This window comes from Pseudarthrobacter sp. RHLT3-21, assembly GCF_059383495.1.
Genome location: NZ_JBWZCI010000006.1, coordinates 1 through 17,255, shown reverse-complemented (window position 1 = coordinate 17,255; position 17,255 = coordinate 1). Strand labels below are relative to the sequence as shown.

General features: G+C 64.9%; 16 protein-coding genes. 6 read left to right on the top strand and 10 right to left on the bottom strand.

Annotation, left to right across the window (positions count from 1 at the left end; genetic code table 11):
- Nucleotides 1-107: 107 nt before the first annotated feature.
- From AC50YA_RS08505 to AC50YA_RS08495, 3 genes are all read left to right on the top strand, one after another.
- Nucleotides 108-818, top strand: a complete 711-nt coding sequence (locus AC50YA_RS08505) for a response regulator transcription factor (protein ID WP_111908573.1) — start codon at nucleotides 108-110, stop codon at nucleotides 816-818.
- A gap of 2 nt (nucleotides 819-820) precedes the next feature.
- Nucleotides 821-2,302, top strand: coding sequence for a sensor histidine kinase (locus AC50YA_RS08500; protein ID WP_494981856.1), 1,482 nt, complete (start codon nucleotides 821-823; stop codon nucleotides 2,300-2,302).
- 109 nt (nucleotides 2,303-2,411) lie between these two features.
- A complete protein-coding gene (locus AC50YA_RS08495) occupies nucleotides 2,412-2,699 on the top strand; it encodes a WXG100 family type VII secretion target (protein ID WP_056347304.1) in 288 nt (95 codons plus the stop codon).
- Nucleotides 2,700-2,719: 20 nt separating this feature from the next.
- Here the strand turns inward: AC50YA_RS08495 and AC50YA_RS08490 are convergent, their stop codons facing one another.
- The gene (locus AC50YA_RS08490; protein WP_494981855.1) at nucleotides 2,720-3,754 is read right to left on the bottom strand and encodes an RNase H family protein; all 1,035 of its coding nucleotides are present in this window, start codon (nucleotides 3,752-3,754) and stop codon (nucleotides 2,720-2,722) included.
- A 211-nt stretch (nucleotides 3,755-3,965) separates the two neighbouring features.
- Here AC50YA_RS08490 and AC50YA_RS08485 point away from each other — a divergent pair, with 211 nt between their 5' ends.
- Nucleotides 3,966-5,276, top strand: a complete 1,311-nt coding sequence (locus tag AC50YA_RS08485; RefSeq protein ID WP_494981854.1) for an ABC transporter substrate-binding protein — start codon at nucleotides 3,966-3,968, stop codon at nucleotides 5,274-5,276.
- 133 nt (nucleotides 5,277-5,409) lie between these two features.
- On the opposite strand, the gene groL is transcribed toward AC50YA_RS08485, so the two are convergent.
- The 5 genes from groL to AC50YA_RS08460 all read right to left on the bottom strand — a co-directional run bounded on the left by groL (nucleotide 5,410) and on the right by AC50YA_RS08460 (nucleotide 9,970).
- Complete coding sequence (groL, locus tag AC50YA_RS08480; protein WP_494981853.1) at nucleotides 5,410-7,038, bottom strand: chaperonin GroEL; 1,629 nt, start codon at nucleotides 7,036-7,038, stop codon at nucleotides 5,410-5,412.
- Between the two features lie 291 nt (nucleotides 7,039-7,329).
- A complete protein-coding gene (locus tag AC50YA_RS08475; protein ID WP_494982032.1) occupies nucleotides 7,330-8,583 on the bottom strand; it encodes an ABC transporter substrate-binding protein in 1,254 nt (417 codons plus the stop codon).
- 23 nt (nucleotides 8,584-8,606) lie between these two features.
- On the bottom strand, nucleotides 8,607-8,813 hold the full coding sequence (locus AC50YA_RS08470; protein WP_494981852.1) for a cold-shock protein: 207 nt from the start codon (nucleotides 8,811-8,813) through the stop codon (nucleotides 8,607-8,609).
- A 158-nt stretch (nucleotides 8,814-8,971) separates the two neighbouring features.
- A complete protein-coding gene (locus AC50YA_RS08465; protein WP_494981851.1) occupies nucleotides 8,972-9,589 on the bottom strand; it encodes a LytR C-terminal domain-containing protein in 618 nt (205 codons plus the stop codon).
- Between the two features lie 51 nt (nucleotides 9,590-9,640).
- A complete protein-coding gene (locus AC50YA_RS08460) occupies nucleotides 9,641-9,970 on the bottom strand; it encodes a DUF3263 domain-containing protein (RefSeq protein ID WP_494981850.1) in 330 nt (109 codons plus the stop codon).
- Between the two features lie 104 nt (nucleotides 9,971-10,074).
- On the opposite strand from AC50YA_RS08460, the gene AC50YA_RS08455 reads away from it, so the two are divergent.
- Nucleotides 10,075-10,845 carry a uracil-DNA glycosylase gene (locus tag AC50YA_RS08455; protein ID WP_494981849.1) on the top strand — a complete coding sequence of 257 codons (771 nt, stop codon included), beginning with the start codon at nucleotides 10,075-10,077 and terminating at the stop codon, nucleotides 10,843-10,845.
- 14 nt (nucleotides 10,846-10,859) lie between these two features.
- Nucleotides 10,860-11,699, top strand: a complete 840-nt coding sequence (locus AC50YA_RS08450) for a siderophore-interacting protein (protein WP_494981848.1) — start codon at nucleotides 10,860-10,862, stop codon at nucleotides 11,697-11,699.
- Between the two features lie 22 nt (nucleotides 11,700-11,721).
- Here AC50YA_RS08450 and AC50YA_RS08445 read toward each other — a convergent pair whose 3' ends face one another.
- The 4 genes from AC50YA_RS08445 to AC50YA_RS08430 all read right to left on the bottom strand — a co-directional run.
- A complete protein-coding gene (locus AC50YA_RS08445; protein ID WP_494981847.1) occupies nucleotides 11,722-13,209 on the bottom strand; it encodes a threonine/serine exporter family protein in 1,488 nt (495 codons plus the stop codon).
- Nucleotides 13,210-13,248: 39 nt separating this feature from the next.
- Nucleotides 13,249-14,565, bottom strand: a complete 1,317-nt coding sequence (locus AC50YA_RS08440; protein WP_494981846.1) for a peptidoglycan bridge formation glycyltransferase FemA/FemB family protein — start codon at nucleotides 14,563-14,565, stop codon at nucleotides 13,249-13,251.
- An 86-nt stretch (nucleotides 14,566-14,651) separates the two neighbouring features.
- Nucleotides 14,652-15,725 carry a lipid II:glycine glycyltransferase FemX gene (locus tag AC50YA_RS08435; protein WP_494981845.1) on the bottom strand — a complete coding sequence of 358 codons (1,074 nt, stop codon included), beginning with the start codon at nucleotides 15,723-15,725 and terminating at the stop codon, nucleotides 14,652-14,654.
- A gap of 328 nt (nucleotides 15,726-16,053) precedes the next feature.
- Nucleotides 16,054-17,255 (bottom strand): aminomethyl-transferring glycine dehydrogenase (locus tag AC50YA_RS08430; protein ID WP_494981844.1); only part of this gene is annotated, 1,202 nt, incomplete at its 5' end.

Sequence of the window (17,255 nt, the reverse complement as noted above, 5' to 3'; positions counted from 1 at the left end):
GGTGTTTCTGTCCAGCGATCGGGACGGGCACCGCCACGAGCGCACTCCCCATGGAACACCCACCATCCATCCAGAAAACTCACAGATTCTGGGAGCATGATGGGAGCATGAAGAAGACGGGCCCAGAAGCCAAGCTGCTAGTTGTTGATGACGAACCCAACATCCGCGAGCTGCTGTCCACCTCGCTCCGGTTCGCAGGCTTTGAGGTGGTCTCTGCCGCCAACGGCCGTGATGCGCTGGCCGCCGCGGAGCTCCACGCGCCCGATCTGGCGGTGCTGGACGTGATGCTGCCGGACATGGATGGCTTCACCGTCACCCGCAAGCTGCGGGCTTCGGGCAAGCACTTCCCGGTCCTGTTCCTCACGGCGAAGGACGACACCGAGGACAAGGTCACCGGCCTCACAGTGGGCGGGGATGACTATGTCACCAAGCCGTTCAGCCTGGACGAGGTAGTGGCACGCATCCGCGCGGTCTTGCGCCGCACGCAGCCCATGCTCGACGACGACGCCGTGATCCGGGTAGATGACCTGGAGCTCGACGACGACGCCCACGAGGTGCGCCGAGGCGGTACCGTGATCGAACTGTCCCCCACGGAATTCAAGCTCCTCCGGTACCTCATGCTGAACCCCAACCGGGTGCTGTCGAAATCCCAGATCCTTGACCACGTCTGGGAGTACAACTTCAACGGCGATGCCTCGATCGTCGAGTCCTACATCTCCTACCTCCGGCGCAAGGTGGACATTGATCCGGACGCACCGGCCCTGATCCAGACCAAACGCGGAGTGGGCTACGTGCTCCGGACGGCAGAGAAGCGCTGACCTTGCTGCAGCGGTGGAAATCGGCCTCGTTGAGGTCCCAGCTGGTGGCCATGATCATGGCACTGCTGATTGTTGCGCTGACCTCAACCGGTGCCGGCACCCTCACCCTGCTGCACAGCTACCTCCAGGCGCAGGTGGATGACAAGCTGCTTGCCGCCGTCGACCTCGCCAGCAAGCAGCGCTCGTTCACGCAGCTGCAGGCACCAAACCCGATGGTCCCCACTGAATATTCACTGATCCTCTATACCCCCGGCGAGGACCCCCAGCTGTTCGGGGGCGATCCGGATGACCATCCGGACATCACCGCCATCTCCGTCGAGGACGCCCAGAACCGGGGCACGCGCCCGTACCAGGTCCGGGGCACCGACGGCCAGAACTGGAAGGTGGTCGCGGTGACCGTGCTCAACGGCGGGCGTCCTGCCGTGGTTGTCATCGGCTTGCCGCTGCAAGGCGTGGACGATGTCCTCAAGCACGCCACCCTGGTGGTCTCCGGCGTCGGCCTGCTCACCCTGCTGCTGGCCTCCCTGATCGCCAGCTGGACCGTGTCCCGGTCGTTCCGGCCACTGGCCAAAGTGGAAAAGACCGCAGCTGCCATCGCCGCCGGCGACCTTTCCAGACGTGTGGACATCGAAAATCCCGGCACGGAAGTGGGGCGGCTCGGAAGCTCACTGAACGCCATGCTGGCGCATATCGAGGCGGCCTTCGCCGCCCGGACAGCCTCCGAAGGCAGAATGCGCCGGTTCGCGGCCGACGCCTCGCACGAGCTGCGTACCCCGCTCGTGACCATCAGGGGTTTTTCCGAGCTCTACCGCCACGGCGCGCTGGCCACCGACGAGGACGTGGCCACGGCCATGGGACGGATCGAAAGCGAAGCCAAACGGATGGGTTCGATGGTGGAGGACCTCCTGCTGCTGGCGCGCCTGGACGAACAGCGCCCGCTCCAGCAAAAGCCCGTTGACCTCCAGCTGCTCGCCCACGATGCGGTGGTGGACACGCAGGCAAGCGACCGCATGCGCCACATCTCCCTGGCCGGCCTCGGTGACGGTCCGGCCGCACCCGCGCCGGTGCTCGGTGACGAAGCCAAGCTGCGCCAGGTGGTGGGAAACCTCGTTGGGAACGCCCTGCGCTACACCCCGGACGGCAGCCCGATCGAACTCGCCGTCGGCATCCGGACCTCCGACGGCGGGCAGCCGCTCGCCGTGATCGAGGTCCGGGACCACGGCCCTGGCATCTCAGAAGAGGATGCGTCCAAGGTCTTCGAGCGTTTCTACCGCGCGGATACGTCCCGGACGCGTGAGACCGGCGGCAGCGGCCTGGGTCTCGCGATTGTGGCTGCCATCGTGGGATCGCACGGCGGGTCCGTGAGGGTGGAAAAGACCGACGGCGGCGGGGCCACCCTGGTGGTCAGCCTGCCTGTCCGGGACGACGCCACCGACGAGGCCCACGCCGCTCAAGACAGCGATGGGAAGGTTATCCACATATAGCAATGGGGCGTGGCGTGCCGGCAGCGCCCGTCCGTAGGCTCGCTGTAGTGGCCCGGAGCAGCCGGGCGGGCAGCAGATGCTGTCCCACTACTTCGAGAGGCAGCAAGCCATGAGCATCATTTCCGTTGACACCGAACTCCTTCAGCTCAAGTCGGCCAACGTCAAAGCAACTGTGGACCGGATCAGCTCCGACGTCCAGGCCATGAAGCGCGGCCTGGACGAGCTGCAGTCCACCTGGCGCGGTTCGGCTGCCAACAACTTTCAGGCCCTGGTAACCGAATGGACACTCACCCAGGGCAAGGTGGAGGCATCGCTGGCATCCATCAACATGGCACTGGCCTCGGCAGCGTCCACCTACGCCCAGGCCGAGCAGGGCAACACCCAGCGCTTCAGCTGAGTCCGCAGCCGAAATGGCCTCTAAGCCTCCGGCGTCCCCTGGCGGAATCGGAGCCGCCATCTGTTGCCGTCCAAAACCCACAGTGAGCTATGGAAAGCCGTGCCTGAGCGCGAGTAGCTTCGGCATGTCAGCAGGATCGCGCTGGTGCCGATGCGGTCCGCGCCCAGGATCTCCAGCTCGGTGTGTTGCACTGGTTCCTCTTCCAGCGCCATCATCGTGGCGTCACGGGTCCACACCCTGCCCGAAGTTCCGATCTCCATAAAATCAGGGTGCAGGAGGACGCCGGTGCGGCCGATATCGCCACGGACGTCGGGGCCTGACAATTCACGTTCGAGGGCCTCGACGATCGATTCGGGGCTGGTCTCAGAGCCGGCGGACTCCGGCGGGACGAAGGAGTCGCTCTCCAGTTCGCTGAAGAGGTCCGGCTCGTCGTAGGGGCCTTGGTCGAAGAGGTCCTGGCCGTACGAGCTCTGGCCGTAGGAGCCAGCCCCGCCGGCTGTGGTGGGGGCTTCGATACTGGTCACTGCAGTGCTTGCCCCAGGGCTGACGGCAACCCGGCTATCAACCGCCGGGGCAACCGCTTCCGGGGCGCCGGCGAAGCCTGGGCCTGAACGCGCCGCCACACCCTGCTGGTACGCGGTGGCGGCGGCACGTGCGCGGACATCGGCTGCCTCATTGAGGTCGTGGCCTGCGTGGCCCTTGACCCATTCGAACGTGTATTTGCGGCCGACGATTTCCCGGTCCAGTTCCTTGAGTAGCTCCACGTTCAGGACGGGTTTGCCGTCGGCCTTGCGCCAGCCCTTGCGCTTCCAGCCGGGCATCCATTTGGTGATGGAGTTGATCACGTACTGGCTGTCGCACAGGACCCTCAGGTCCTCCTCCGGGACGTGCGCCGTAGCGCGGAACAGATCCAGGACGGCCATCAGCTCGCCCTGGTTGTTGGTGCCGTGCGGCCATCCCCCGGCGCGCCAGCAGTCGTCGTTCACATACCAGGCCCAACCGGCCGGGCCGGGATTTCCTAAAGCCGAACCGTCGGCCGCTGCAGTAATTGTCACGGAACCATCCTGCCAGACGGCGACGACAACCGGTTCAGCCAGCCGTCGGGAAACCGTTTACCGAAAAGTCTTGACGCCGAAGTCGAAGCGCGGCAGAATCGGAATTCGGACCGGGAAAGCGCTTTCTCAGTCGAGGCTTCTCCGCCGGCATCGACGCCGTCACGGGAACACGCGTGGGTTGGGCCTCCACCCTATTGAGGAAGGCACATCAATGAAGATTCGGACCATCAACCGCAGGAAGTTCCAGTTCGGCGCAGTCGCCGTCGCTGTTTCACTGCTTGCCGCAGGCTGCGGTACACCCGCAGCCTCCAGCGGAAATGACGAAGTCACCCTGCGGTTCGCCTGGTGGGGCAATGAGTACCTCAACGCGCAGACAGAAAGAGTCATCGACGCGTTCGAGGCCGAACATCCCAACATCAAGATCAAATCCGAGCCGGGCGAATGGGCCAGCTACTGGGACAAACTGGCCACCACCACCGCGGCCAATGACGCACCGGATGTCATCCAGATGGACCAGAAATATATCGCCGAATACGGTGGCCGCGGGGCGCTGCTGGACCTGTCCAAACAGGGCGGGATCGACACCTCAAAGCTGGACAAGGAATCACTGGCGTCCGGCCAATACGACGACGCACAATACGGGCTGAGCACCGGGAAGAACGCGTATGTCATCATGGCGAACACCAAGGTCTTTGAGGCAGCAAACGTGCCCGTCCCGGACGACACCACCTGGACCTGGGACGACTTTATGGACACCGCCGCGAAACTCAGCGCGGCCGGTGACGGGAAGAGCTACGGCGCAGCCTATGGCAGCAACGAGGCGGACCTCATCATCTGGCTTCGGCAGCACGGTGAAAACCTCTACTCCCAGGATGGGAAACTGGATTTCGACTCCGCCACGGCCGCTTCGTTCTGGGAACGGCTGAAGGAACAGCGCGAATCCCAGGCCAGCCCGCCGGCCTCGGTGGCCACCGAGGACTCCGGCGCGGGCCTTGAGGAGAGCCTGTTCGGCACCAACCGGGTGGGCATGGCATGGTGGTGGACCAACCAGCTGGGATCGCTGGAAACCACCACGGGCAGCAGCATCAAGATGCTCCGCGCGCCCAGCACCGGCGGGAAATCTGCGGATAACGGCATGTACTACAAGCCCACCATGTTCTGGTCCGCGTCCTCACGGTCCAAGCACCCGGAAGCGGCGGCAACCTTTATCGATTACCTGGCCAACAGCCCCGCGGCAGGCGCCATCCTCATGACAGACCGCGGCGTGCCCAGCAACTCTGAGATTGTCGAGGGCATCACCCCCACCCTCAAGCCGGCAGACACCACCGTGGTGGCCTTCCTGAAGGACATCGCACCGGACATCGCCGACGCGCCTCCCGTCCCGCCGGTGGGTGCTGGCAGCGTCCAGAACGTCATCAAACGATTCACCGACGAAGTCCTCTACGACCGGATGACTCCCCAGGCGGCCGCCGAGGCCTTCAAGAAAGAAGTCGAAGGAATGCTCGCCACCGCCCGCAAGTAACGGAGCCCGCGGCCTGCACGCCAGGCAACCAGGCGCCAGTCGCTGGTCCTTAGCCAGGCAAAAATAATGCGGCCCCCTCCAGTGGAGGGGGCCGCATTATGGTTTGCGCGGAACGTATTCCGGGCGTTGGGGGCTAGAAGCCGCCCATGCCGCCCATGTCGTCGCCGCCACCCATGGCCGGAGCGTTCTTCTCCGGCTTGTCGGCCACTACAGCCTCGGTGGTGAGGAACAGACCGGCAATGGAAGCCGCGTTCTGCAGTGCAGAGCGGGTCACCTTGACCGGGTCGTTGATGCCGGCAGCCAGCAGGTCGACGTATTCGCCGGTTGCTGCGTTCAGGCCGTGGCCTGCAGGCAGGCCGCGGACCTTGTCGACAACAACGCCCGGCTCGAGGCCGGCGTTGAAGGCGATCTGCTTCAGCGGGGCGTCGATGGCAACGCGGACGATGTTCGCACCGGTTGCTTCGTCACCTGTCAGGTTCAGGTTCGCGAACGCCTTGGCGCCGGCCTGGATCAGTGCAACGCCGCCACCGGCGACGATGCCTTCTTCAACAGCAGCCTTCGCGTTGCGGACAGCGTCCTCAATGCGGTGCTTGCGTTCCTTGAGCTCAACTTCGGTTGCGGCACCGGCCTTGATGACTGCAACGCCGCCGGCCAGCTTGGCCAGGCGTTCCTGCAGCTTCTCGCGGTCGTAGTCCGAATCGGAGTTTTCGATCTCGGCACGGATCTGGGAAACGCGGCCAGCGATCTGGTCGGCGTCGCCGGCACCTTCAACGATGGTGGTTTCGTCCTTGGTGACAACAACCTTGCGGGCGCGTCCCAGGAGTTCCAGTCCGGCGGTCTCCAGCTTGAGTCCGACTTCCTCGGCGATGACCTGGCCACCGGTGAGTACAGCGATGTCGGCCAGCTGGGCCTTGCGGCGGTCGCCGAAGCCCGGAGCCTTGACGGCAACGGACTTGAAGGTGCCACGGATCTTGTTGACGATCAGGGTGGCCAGGGCCTCGCCCTCGATGTCTTCGGCAATGATCAGCAGCGGCTTGCTGGACTGCATGACCTTTTCCAGGACAGCAACCAGTTCCTTGACGTTGGAGATCTTAGAGTTGACGATCAGGATGTAGGGGTCCTCAAGGACCGTTTCCTGGCGCTCAGTATCGGTAACGAAGTAAGCGGAGATGTAACCCTTATCGAAGCGCATGCCTTCGGTGAGCTCGAGCTCCAGGCCGAAGGTGTTGGACTCCTCGACGGTGATGACGCCTTCTTTGCCCACCTTGTCCAGGGCTTCAGCGATCAGGGCGCCGATTTCGTCGTCACCGGCGGAGATGGAGGCAGTAGCCGCAATCTCTTCCTTGGTTTCGATTTCCTTGGCGGAGGCCAGCAGTTCAACCGTGACGGCCGCTACTGCCTTCTCGATACCGCGCTTGAGGGACAGCGGGTCAGCGCCGGCCGCGACGTTGCGCAGGCCTTCCTTGACCAAGGCCTGCGCCAGCACGGTAGCCGTGGTGGTGCCGTCGCCAGCGACGTCGTCCGTCTTCTTGGCAACTTCCTTGACCAGCTCGGCGCCGATCTTTTCGTAAGGGTCGTCCAGCTCGATCTCCTTGGCGATGGAAACACCATCGTTGGTGATCGTGGGGGCGCCCCACTTCTTTTCGAGGACGACGTTGCGTCCACGCGGGCCGAGGGTGACCTTGACGGCGTCGGCGAGGATGTTCAGGCCCCGCTCAAGACCGCGGCGTGCCTCTTCATCAAATGCAATGATCTTGGCCATAACGGCAGTAGTCCTTTCGGGACAGTCGTTAAGAATGAACCTCACTGCAGTGCCCGCGACGGACGATCCTTCACCGGCGGCCTCTGTATGCCACGGCTGGGGATCTCACTCCAGCTAGGTATTTCTCTCGCTCCACGACCGCCGCCAAGCTCCGCTGCCGGAAAAACCGGACGTCGCTTTAGCAGTCGGTACGTAAGAGTGCTAACTCAATAATTAGCACTCCCTAGGTGAGAGTGCAAGCGAAAGACCCCTTAAATCGCGCCGTCAGGGCGACCCGTTCGCCACTGGCGATCAGCCTGCGGCCCGGCCTGCCGCCTCACGGCCGGTGAGCACTGCCCTGTTGTCTGCGCCGTAGGTGAACACCATGTAGTTGGCCGTGGTGATGTCACCGTTGGAATCGAAGGCAACCGGCCCCGATTCGCCGTCGTAATTAATGTTTGCCCCGGTTTTCAGGACCGCGACGCAGTCGGTGTAGGACAGGCAGGGCTTGATGGCCGGGCCAGAGGCCTGCGCGGCGGGCTGCCCGCCTGCCGTCCCGCCGGACACGGCGATCAGGTTGGCGGCGATGGAGCGGCCGGCGTCGTCGTCAGCTTTGGCTGCCGCCAGGACTGCAAGGTTCACGGCGTCGTAGGTCTCTGCGGCGAACGAAAGGTCTTTCAATGCCGGGTTGACCGAAACAAGCCGGGCCTGGAAGTCCGCGGACGGCAGCCGGCCTGGCACCACTGCACGGGCGCCGTCGAGGGCCTTGGATCCCAGCCCCGGACCGTACTGGGCGAAGGCGCCGTCGCTCAGGATAATGCTCTTGCCCGACAGCCCCGCGTTATTGAGCTCTGCGAGGGCACCCTGGGCGTCGTCCCTGGCGATCAGCACCACGGCGTCAGGCGTGGCAGCCTTGGCAGCGGCTGCCGCGTTCCCGGCGTCGCCGGGCTTGAATGCGGCGGTGGAGACCGTCTCGAGGCCGGCGTTTTTGGCGGCACTGGTTACCGCGGCCGACACGTCCTTGCCGTAGGTACTGTCCTGGTGGACCACGGCAAGGCTCTTGGCGCCGCCGTCCTTGGCCAGTTTCACCAGCACCGAGGCCTGGGCAACGTCCGCCGCGGCCGTCCTGAAGTAGTAGCCGCCGCTCTTATAGCGGGACAGGCCGGCAGCAGAGTTGGCCGGCGAGACGAGCGGGATGCGGGCAGTCGAGAGGACGTCGATGGCGGCGGCGGCGTGGCTCGAGTCCGTGGGTCCGATCACCGCGTCAGCGTTGGCTGAGGCCAGATTCCTGGCCTGGGCATCTGCGCCGTCACCGGCGCCGACCACCAGATCGACAGGCCTGCCCTTGTGACCGCCGGCCGCGTTGATTTCCTTGATGGCAAGTTGCGCCGCAGCGAGCTGCGAGTCGTTGAGGAAGGCCTGCTTCCCTGTGCTGTCCTGGATCAGCCCGATCCGCAGCGTACCGTCACCGGATGCCTCAGCGGATTCAACGCGGGCGTTGCCCCCTGATCCGGCACAGCCGGCCAGGGCCAACAGGAGCGCCGCCCCCGTAGTTGTGTGGACCATTGTTGAGCGCAGGCTGCGGGAGATCACTGAGCGGGCCGGACGCTTTCTGCCTGCGGGCCTTTCTCGCCTTCGCCGACTTCAAGTTCGACGCGCTGTCCCTCATCCAGGGCACGGTAACCTTCGCCCTCAATGGCCGACCAGTGCACAAAGACATCGTCCCCGGAGCCGTCCACCGTAATAAAGCCGTAGCCCTTTTCGGCGTTGAACCACTTAACCGTTCCCAATCCCATGATGTCCACTCTTTTCCGTCGTGCCGTCGGTCCCCGTCGGAAGTGTGCCGCTTGTTGCGGACCGAAGCCTGAAATCACTCTAGCGATAAGCCATCCGGCGGGCCGAGCCACACTGCCGCTCCGGTGCCCAAAAGTTATTCAGGCGTGACCGCGAGGCGTTACTGGTAGCCCGGCCCCAGGACAACAACCAACGGCACCTGGAATTCCTGGCTCTCCACCAGGGTAGGAATGTTCAGGAGTTCCGAGACTGCTTCGGCGTTGGCTTTTTGCGCCGGGCCCGAATAGAAGATTGCGGATGTCTTCTGCGGTGCGCCGCCCCAGTTCCCCACCTGGCCCAGTGTCCAGCCATCGGCTTGGACCATCGAGCTGATGCGTCCGGCGAGCCCGGCCGTACCGGCCGCGTTGTAGATGGCAACGCGCTGGGTCTTGTCCAGCACCGCCGCGGAGGGAACGGCACTGGGCGAAGCGCTGGGATCTGCCTCCGGGCTCTCAGAGGGCTCCGGGTTCGCGAAGGATCCAGCGCTGACCGACGGTGCCGCGCTTGCCTCGGGCGCCACGGTTGATTCCAGGCTGGTGGAGGCTTCACTGCCGGTCTGGGTGAACCCGAGCTTGGGAAGGATCAGGAAGGACATCACTCCGATGGCCAATGCCGCAACCCCCACCGCAAGGATGGGCCACAGCTTGCGGCGGGCAGGCGCCGAGGCCGCACGGTGGACTCCTTGCCGCGAGGCGGACTCCGGAACCTTATCGAATTCATCCCGAGCGTATTTGGTCATGGTGGGGAGACGTCCTTGTTGATTGCTGCTGATGGCTCAGCACGAGCGTGGTCAGGCGTCGGAACCCAGGCGTCGTGCAGTGCGTGCCCGGTGACGCGACGTACGTAGTCTACGCAATCTCTTGACCAGCATGGGGTCGTGGGCAAGTGCAGCCTCGGTGTCAATGAGGGCGTTGAGTAGCTGGTAGTAGTGGGTCGCGGACAGATCGAACAGCTCCCTGATGGCCTGTTCCTTGGCCCCCGCGTACTTCCACCACTGCCGCTCCAGTGCCAGCATCTGCTGGTCGCGCTCGCTCAACGGGGAGTCACGGAGCGTAAAATCCGCCAGCAAAGTACCGCGCTCCTCCGGCTCCGGCACATGTTCCCGAGCAGGCTCCGCCACGGCACACCCCTTCGCTGGTTGAGTAGAAAATCTCCTACCCATGTTACGGCGTGAATAACATCTATGTCATTTCCACCCCTTGGAGGTCCTGCGAGAATGGGAGCGTGTTTGATTCTGACGCGTTGTTCGAACTGGCGGCGGACCCTGCCGAGGCCGTTGGCTTTGCCGAAATGGCCGCCCTGCCGCTCAGTGAGCTGATGGCGGCTGACTGGGCGGAGGCGCTGAGCCCCGTTGAGAGTGAGCTGCGCGGCGCCCTGAGCTTCCTGGCTGCGGAAGTTGCCGCTGGGCACCAGGTGCTGCCGGCGCCGTCAAACGTTCTGCGTGCCTTCCGCCAGCCGCTGGCCGGAGTGAAGGTGCTGGTGGTTGGCCAGGACCCGTACCCGACGCCGGGCCACGCGATCGGCCTGTCCTTCGCCGTTCACGGGCGGACCCGCCCCATCCCGCGGAGCCTGGCCAATATCTACCGCGAACTGGAGGCCGATCTCGGCATTCCCGCACGCGTCCACGGCGACCTGTCCGCCTGGGCCAGCCAAGGGGTCCTGCTGTTGAACCGGGTCATGAGCGTCCGAGCCGGGGCTGCCGGCTCCCACCGGGGCAAAGGCTGGGAGGCCATCACGACGGCGGCAGTCACCGCGGTGGCCGGCCGGCGCACTTCCGACGGCGGCCCGGCCCCGCTGGTGACGGTGCTGTGGGGCAAGGACGCGGAGAGTGTCCGGCCCCTTCTGTCCGACACGGCGGTTGTGTCCAGCGCCCACCCCAGCCCGTTGTCGGCGTCGCGCGGATTCTTCGGTTCCCGGCCGTTCAGCACCATCAACCGGCTGCTGCAGGACCAGGGATGCCTCGGCGTAACTTGGGAGCTCCCCCCGGTCCCTTAGCTTAGGGTTACCTTATGAGCACTGTTCCGGCCGCCACCAGCGCCACAAAAACTACACGTCCGCAGATTGATCTCACGGTCATCCGACGGGAAGAACTCTCGCCCCACATGGTCAGGATCGTGGCCGGCGGCGAAGGTTTTGCCGCCTACGTGAACAACAGCTTCGTGGACCGCTACGTCAAAATTGTCTTTCCTCAGCCCGGCGTTGACTATGCCCGGCCCCTGGACCTGTGGACCATCCGCGAAACCATGCCCCGCGAGCAGTGGCCCTTCACCCGCACCTACACGGTCCGCTGGGTGGACACCGAGGCGCAGGAACTCGCCATCGACTTTGTGCTCCACGGCGACGAGGGGCTGGCCGGCCCCTGGGCGGCTGCCGCGAAGCCCGGCGACACCTTCACCTTCACCGGCCCGGGCGGTGCCTACAACCCTGCGCCCGACGCCGACTGGTACCTTTTTGCCGGTGATGAAGCCGCACTGCCCGCCATCGCCGCCGCCATCGAATCGTTGCCGGCCGAAGCGCGTGGCCTGGCGTTTATCGAGGTGGACAGCGACGCCGACATCCAGCCCCTCCCGTCCCCTGCGGGCGTCCAGGTGACGTGGATCCAGCGCAACGGCGCCCCGGTCGGCGCCGGGGACCTCCTCGTTTCAGCCGTGGCCGACGCCGAGTGGCCAGCCGGTCGGGTCGACGTTTTTGCACACGGCGAGCGCGGCTACATGAAGTGCCTGCGGGACGTGTTTTTTGTCCAGCGCGGCCTTGAACGGAGCCAGGTTTCGTTGTCCGGCTACTGGGCCCAGGGCCGGGTGGAGGACGACTTCCAGGCCGAGAAGAAACTGCCCGTAGGGAAGATCTAAGCAGGGAAGATCTGAGCAGTCGCTAGCGTCGGCGGGCGCGGCGGCGCTCGTTGCTGGCCAGGCTGCGCGTCAGTGGCCGCGCGAGGGTATCGCCGAGCACAACACCGGCTGCGGTGCCCAAGACGATCGCGCCGGCGTTGAGCATACCGCTGGCGCCGAGGAGGACTTCGGATTCCTCGATGGTCAGCACATACATCGACCGGAAAATGGTCAGCCCGGGCAGCAGGATCAGCGCCGCAGGGACGGCTACCACCAGCTGGGGTGCGCCCATCTTCAGCGCCACCACCCGCGCCAGCAGGCCAATCACGACGGCGGCGAGCGCCGGGGAGAACCGGTCACCAACGCCGAGGGACGCGGCACCCAGCAGCACAAAATAGCCCACCACGCCCACGGCTGCGGTGGGCAGCAATAGCTCCCACGAGGTCTGCTCCGTCACGCCGATGGCCATCACGGCGACGGCGATGAAGATCACCAGGACCCAGAGGTCGTAGGCAGGCGGGAACGTCTGGGTGACGCTAATAGGCTGCATTCCGGTCATCGCGCCCACCACAAAGGCAACCGCGATCCCGGCCACAATCGCGCCGAAAGTCAGCAAGGTGGACAGGAACCGGCCCGCCGCGGTCACGGGGAAACCGTTGATGGCGTCCTGGACCGAGGAGACGAGGCGCCCGGTGGGCAAGAGCAGCAAGATGCCGCCCACAACCACAATCGCCGGGGCGTTGGTGAGCTCAAAGCGCCACAACAGCAACGCGGTGAGCGTGACGCCGAAGGAACATGCCGCCGTCGTAAAGAAGTCCGGAACCCGCCACCGGCCCAGCTGGCGGGCGAGCAGGCTGACGCCGATGTTGGCCACGAACGCAATGCCCGAGGACACCGGGCCGCCGCCGAGCACGCCCACAAAGACCCCCGCGAAAACACCGAAGGCTATGGTGACCATCCAGCGCGGAAACGGTTTGGGGCTGGTGATGGCCTCATCCAGCCGGCGGATGGCCTCATCGCGGCCCACTCCCCCTGCCACGATGTCCGTCACCAGCCGGTGTACCTTGGCCAAACCGGCATAGTTGTTGGTCCAGGACCGCACTACCCGAAGCAGCGAGATGGGCGTCTGGTCCTTGGGCGCATAGTTAATGGCCACCGACTGGTTGGTGATGTCCACTTCGATGTTTTTCAGCCCCAGGGCGGCGGTGACGGCAATAATGCTCGTCTCCACCTCCAGGGCGCCTGCCCCGTACCGGAACATGGTCTCGGCAAGGTGCAGGGAAAAGTCCAGGGTCTTGCGTGCGGAGGTGTCCACGCCTCCCACCTGGATCATGGGGTTGGCGTAGGGGCTTCCGGCGAGCCTGTCCACAATGCTCAGCGGCGCCGTCGGCGGGTTCTCCCCCCGAACCAGGCGCCGCAGCATCCTCTTGGCCGCGGCATCCTGGCGGAGCTGGGAGGCTGTAAGCGGCTCTGTTTTGGGCAGCCCGTCGGTGGGAGGCCTGCGCCTTGGATTTTCAGGTCGATCGGTCACCTTGGTGCTCCTCCCTTTCTGGCACTTCGTGGTTTGGTGTCAGGCCTTACGTTTCAGCGGCAGTTTGCCCAGCAGCGTGCGGGCCGCGGCGATGGCCGCACGGACAAGGCGGTTGGCCTGGAAGGCTACCGGCCGCACGGGCATCACGAAGTCACCCAGCAGCTGGACCACGTCGCCGCCGAAGCCCTTCTTGAACTCGTAGCCGCCGTGGCCTTCGTCGTCCTGCCCCTCGATGCCGAAGGTGCCGTAGAAGTTGTAGCGCCTGTAGCCCTTCTCCAGCGCGTGCAACATCATCCCCCAGTACAGCGAGGTGGCGCCGTTGAAGTAAATGTAGTCCTGCTTGGTGCCGCCGATGACGCAGACCACCTCGTCTCCGAAGCAGACAAAGTGGATGGCGGCCACTGTTGCCACGCCCACCGAGTCCGGGAAGCGCTCGATGTCCTTGAGGCTGCGCTCGTAGCTGTCCACGAGGTCCTGGACTACTTTGAGGCGGTTGGCTTTCTTTTTGCTGCCGGTCTCTTCCACTTCACGGCGGAGTTCGGCTGCGGACGCGGATTCCGCTTCCAGGCGTTCGGTGATGGACTTCCGGTACGCGGGGATGTCGATCTTGGCCATCATGAGCTTGGTGAACTCGGCTGAAGTTGTCCGCAGGAGCTGTTCGTAGTATTCGCGTTCCCGGTAGAAGAAGCCCTTCTCGTCTCCCGCGGTGCTCAGCGCGTTGTAGAACTCGTCGAGGGTTTCAAGGGTGGCCTGCTCCAGGAACACGCCGTTCTTTTCAGCCTTCCGGATGGCCTTCCGTGTCCGGTAGCTGGTGCCCATGATGAGCTCCTCGGCGTCCGTGATGCCGTCCAGCTGCTTGATGAACATCCAGTTCACGTTGGCGAAGTTCATGTCCGAGCCCTGGTGTTCAAAACCCAGGCCCGCCAGGTCCGCCACGAGCGGCCTGTTGTCCACGATCTTAGGGTGTTCGGCGCCGTCGGCATCGCGGGCGATGTACGTCAGGTTCGGGGAAATCCGCAGTTCAGCAGCCTTGCGTTCCGCGGCACGTTCCTTGAGAAGTGCGACGACGTCACGCACCAGTGCGGCGTCCGTGTAGTCCAGGAGGGGGCCCTTGGCGCACTCGCACACCTTGTAGCCCCAGCGGTTGGTGGTGTAGTTCAGCTTGCCGGCGGCGACCAGATCGCCGTCGCGCCTGACACCGAACAGCTCTACTGCCTGACCGCGGGCGCGCTGGAAGCGGGTGAAGTCAGCGGACTGGATGAAGTTGTTTTGCGGGTGCTTGAGGGAGAAGGACTCAAATTCGGCATCGCTGAGGACGCTGAGCTCGAGGCCGGCTCCGGCCTTGGTGGGATTCACAGAAGTAACCTCATCTATGGCTGCGCTGCCGCCTGGGGCAGTCGCTGGCCTTCGTGGTGTGGATGGTGAGCGTGGCTTGCGGGCTGTCAGTAGAACTGCTGGCCGGTGCGTGCGGTTTCGAGCCGGCGGAAGATCCGTTCCGCGCCCTTGACCCATAGGGTGTGCCTGACGGGCGACAGTACGTAGTCGTAGCAGCCGACGAAGTCCGTAACCGTCTTCGTGAAGCTCGTCTTGAACATGCCCATGCCGTAGAGGTGGTGGGTGCTGTCCTTGATCAGGCCGGACGGCGGCGTGCCGCAGAAGTCGTACTCGGTGCAGCCGAGTTCCTGCATTCTCCGGATGGCCGACCACTGGACCAGGTGCGAATCGCCGTATTGCTTCCTGTTCTGGGTGGAGCCGCCGTCCTTGTAGGTTGCCTTGGATCCGTAGTTGATCACAAAGGCGCCCACGCTGGGTTTGCCGTCCTCATAGACAAAGAAGAAGCTGCCTTGGCCGCGGGTGCAGAATTCGTCCCAGAACCGGGTGTAGTACTCCAGGCTGCGCAACGGCATGGAGCCCTTGGCGTTGACGGTGTCCGCCATCAGGTCGTACAGCGCCCGGTACGTTTCCGGGTTTGGCTCCTGCTGCACCACTGCGCAGCCTTCGCGTTCTGCCCGGCGGATCGCGTTGCGGGCGCGGGACGAGATGGACCGGAACACCTGGTTCTCCGGTGCCGCGATGTCCAGCAGCGCGGTGGAGTCATTGGATTGGATGTTCGGGGCCTTCACCAGGCCGGCGGCGGCGACCTGTGCCGGGGCTTCCGGGGTGGACACGATGTCAGGCTCAATCTTGATGGTGAAGACATTGAGCTTCCGGCTCCGGGCAAATGCAGCGCACGCGTCCAGCACCGGCTTCAGGTCCTCGACCGCACCCAGGTCAGGGCCCTTGATCAGGTACCACAGGCGGCCCAGCACGGGGAATTTCTTCTCCAGCACCAGGTTGTAGCTGGCAGTCCCGGCAGACTCCAGGACCAGGAAGCGGGCGGTCCAGCCGCTGCCGTTCTTCACGGACGCGTAGGCAGCAGACTGCAGCATGTTGCCGCCGTTCGGGTTGGCCGTGACGTGCTTGTCCCAGTTCTCAATTTCCTCCGCTGTGGCATAGCGGGCGGTGAATTCTCGCAAGGGGGCCGTGTCCAATCTGAGGGGTTGCGTAGCCACAAGTCTAAAGCCACTCGTTAGGGCGGTGGATCCCCGGCATCCTCTGGGCCCACGCCGTCCGGGTTCCCTGGCCGAGCTTGCGAGGTTAGGGGGACGGTGGGGAGCATGCTGCCGGATACCGCGGACCCCCGAGGGGCTGGCGGGCCGGGGTTTTCGAAAGCGTGCGTCAGAGCGACGAGTGGGCCCCCGCCGTCCGGGTGCCCTGACCGAGCTTGCGAGGCTAGGGGGCCGGTGGGGCGCAGCACGCGTGAAAACTCCGGTCTGCCGGGTCCGGACTCTCTGTGCCGGCTTCCTAGTCTTCGAACTCCGACAGCGGCGGGCAGGAGCAGATCAGGTTGCGGTCCCCGGCTGCGCCGTCGATGCGGCCGACGGGCGGGAAATACTTGTCCTGCTTGAGGTGGTGGACCGGGAAGGCGGCCTGCTCGCGCGGGTACTCGCGGGCCCAGTCGGAGGTGACGACGGCGGACGCGGTGTGGGGTGCGTGGCGCAGCGGGCTGTTCTCCACGGTGAAGTCACCGTTGGCCACCTGGTCGATTTCCTTCCGGATGGTGATCATCGCGTCGATAAACCGGTCGATCTCCACGAGGTCCTCGGACTCCGTGGGCTCCACCATCAGCGTGCCGGCAACCGGGAAGGCCAGGGTGGGGGCGTGGAAGCCGTAGTCGATGAGGCGCTTGGCCACATCCTCCGCGGTAACGCCGGTCTTCGCCGTCAGATCACGCAGGTCCAGGATGCACTCATGCGCCACCAGACCGCCCTCACCCGTGTAGAGGACCGGGAAGTACTCGTTCAGCCGTGCCGCCACGTAGTTGGCTGCGAGCAGCGCGGACTTGGTGGCTTCGGTCAGGCCTTCGGCGCCCATGAGCTTCACGTAGGCCCAGGAGATGGGCAGGACGCCGGCGGAACCGAACCGTGAGGCAGAGATCGGGACGTCGTTGCCTTCGGTCCAGGTAGCCGCGTTGCCCGGCATAAACGGTGCCAGGTGGGCCTTGGCCGCGACCGGGCCCACACCCGGACCGCCGCCGCCGTGCGGGATGCAGAAGGTCTTGTGCAGGTTCAGGTGCGAGACGTCGCCGCCGAACTTACCCGGCTGCGCCAGTCCCACAAGCGCATTCAGGTTGGCACCGTCCACATAGACCTGGCCGCCGGCAGCGTGCACCGAATCGCACACCTCACGGACATCGGCGTCGTACACGCCGTGGGTAGAGGGGTAGGTGATCATGATGGCCGAGAGGACGTCCTTGTGGGCCTCGATCTTGGCGTTCAGGTCCGTGTGATCGATGCTGCCGTCAGCCGCGGTGGCGACCACTACGACCTTCATGCCGGCGAGGACGGCGGAGGCGGCGTTGGTGCCGTGGGCGGAGGCCGGGATCAGGCAGACGTTGCGCTGGTCATCGCCGCGGGACAGGTGGTAACCGCGGATCGCCAGCAGGCCCGCGAGCTCACCCTGGGAACCGGCGTTCGGCTGCAGGGAGACCTGGTCGTAGCCGGTAA

What these genes read in the sequence shown, in the direction of transcription:
- AC50YA_RS08475 (WP_494982032.1), bottom strand. Translation starts at nt 8,583, where the DNA reads ATGGTCCACACAACTACGGGGGCGGCGCTCCTGTTGGCCCTGGCCGGC.
- AC50YA_RS08485 (WP_494981854.1), top strand. Translation starts at nt 3,966, where the DNA reads ATGAAGATTCGGACCATCAACCGCAGGAAGTTCCAGTTCGGCGCAGTC.
- AC50YA_RS08470 (WP_494981852.1), bottom strand. Translation starts at nt 8,813, where the DNA reads ATGGGATTGGGAACGGTTAAGTGGTTCAACGCCGAAAAGGGCTACGGC.
- AC50YA_RS08450 (WP_494981848.1), top strand. Translation starts at nt 10,860, where the DNA reads ATGAGCACTGTTCCGGCCGCCACCAGCGCCACAAAAACTACACGTCCG.
- AC50YA_RS08495 (WP_056347304.1), top strand. Translation starts at nt 2,412, where the DNA reads ATGAGCATCATTTCCGTTGACACCGAACTCCTTCAGCTCAAGTCGGCC.
- AC50YA_RS08505 (WP_111908573.1), top strand. Translation starts at nt 108, where the DNA reads ATGAAGAAGACGGGCCCAGAAGCCAAGCTGCTAGTTGTTGATGACGAA.
- groL (WP_494981853.1), bottom strand. Translation starts at nt 7,038, where the DNA reads ATGGCCAAGATCATTGCATTTGATGAAGAGGCACGCCGCGGTCTTGAG.
- AC50YA_RS08465 (WP_494981851.1), bottom strand. Translation starts at nt 9,589, where the DNA reads ATGACCAAATACGCTCGGGATGAATTCGATAAGGTTCCGGAGTCCGCC.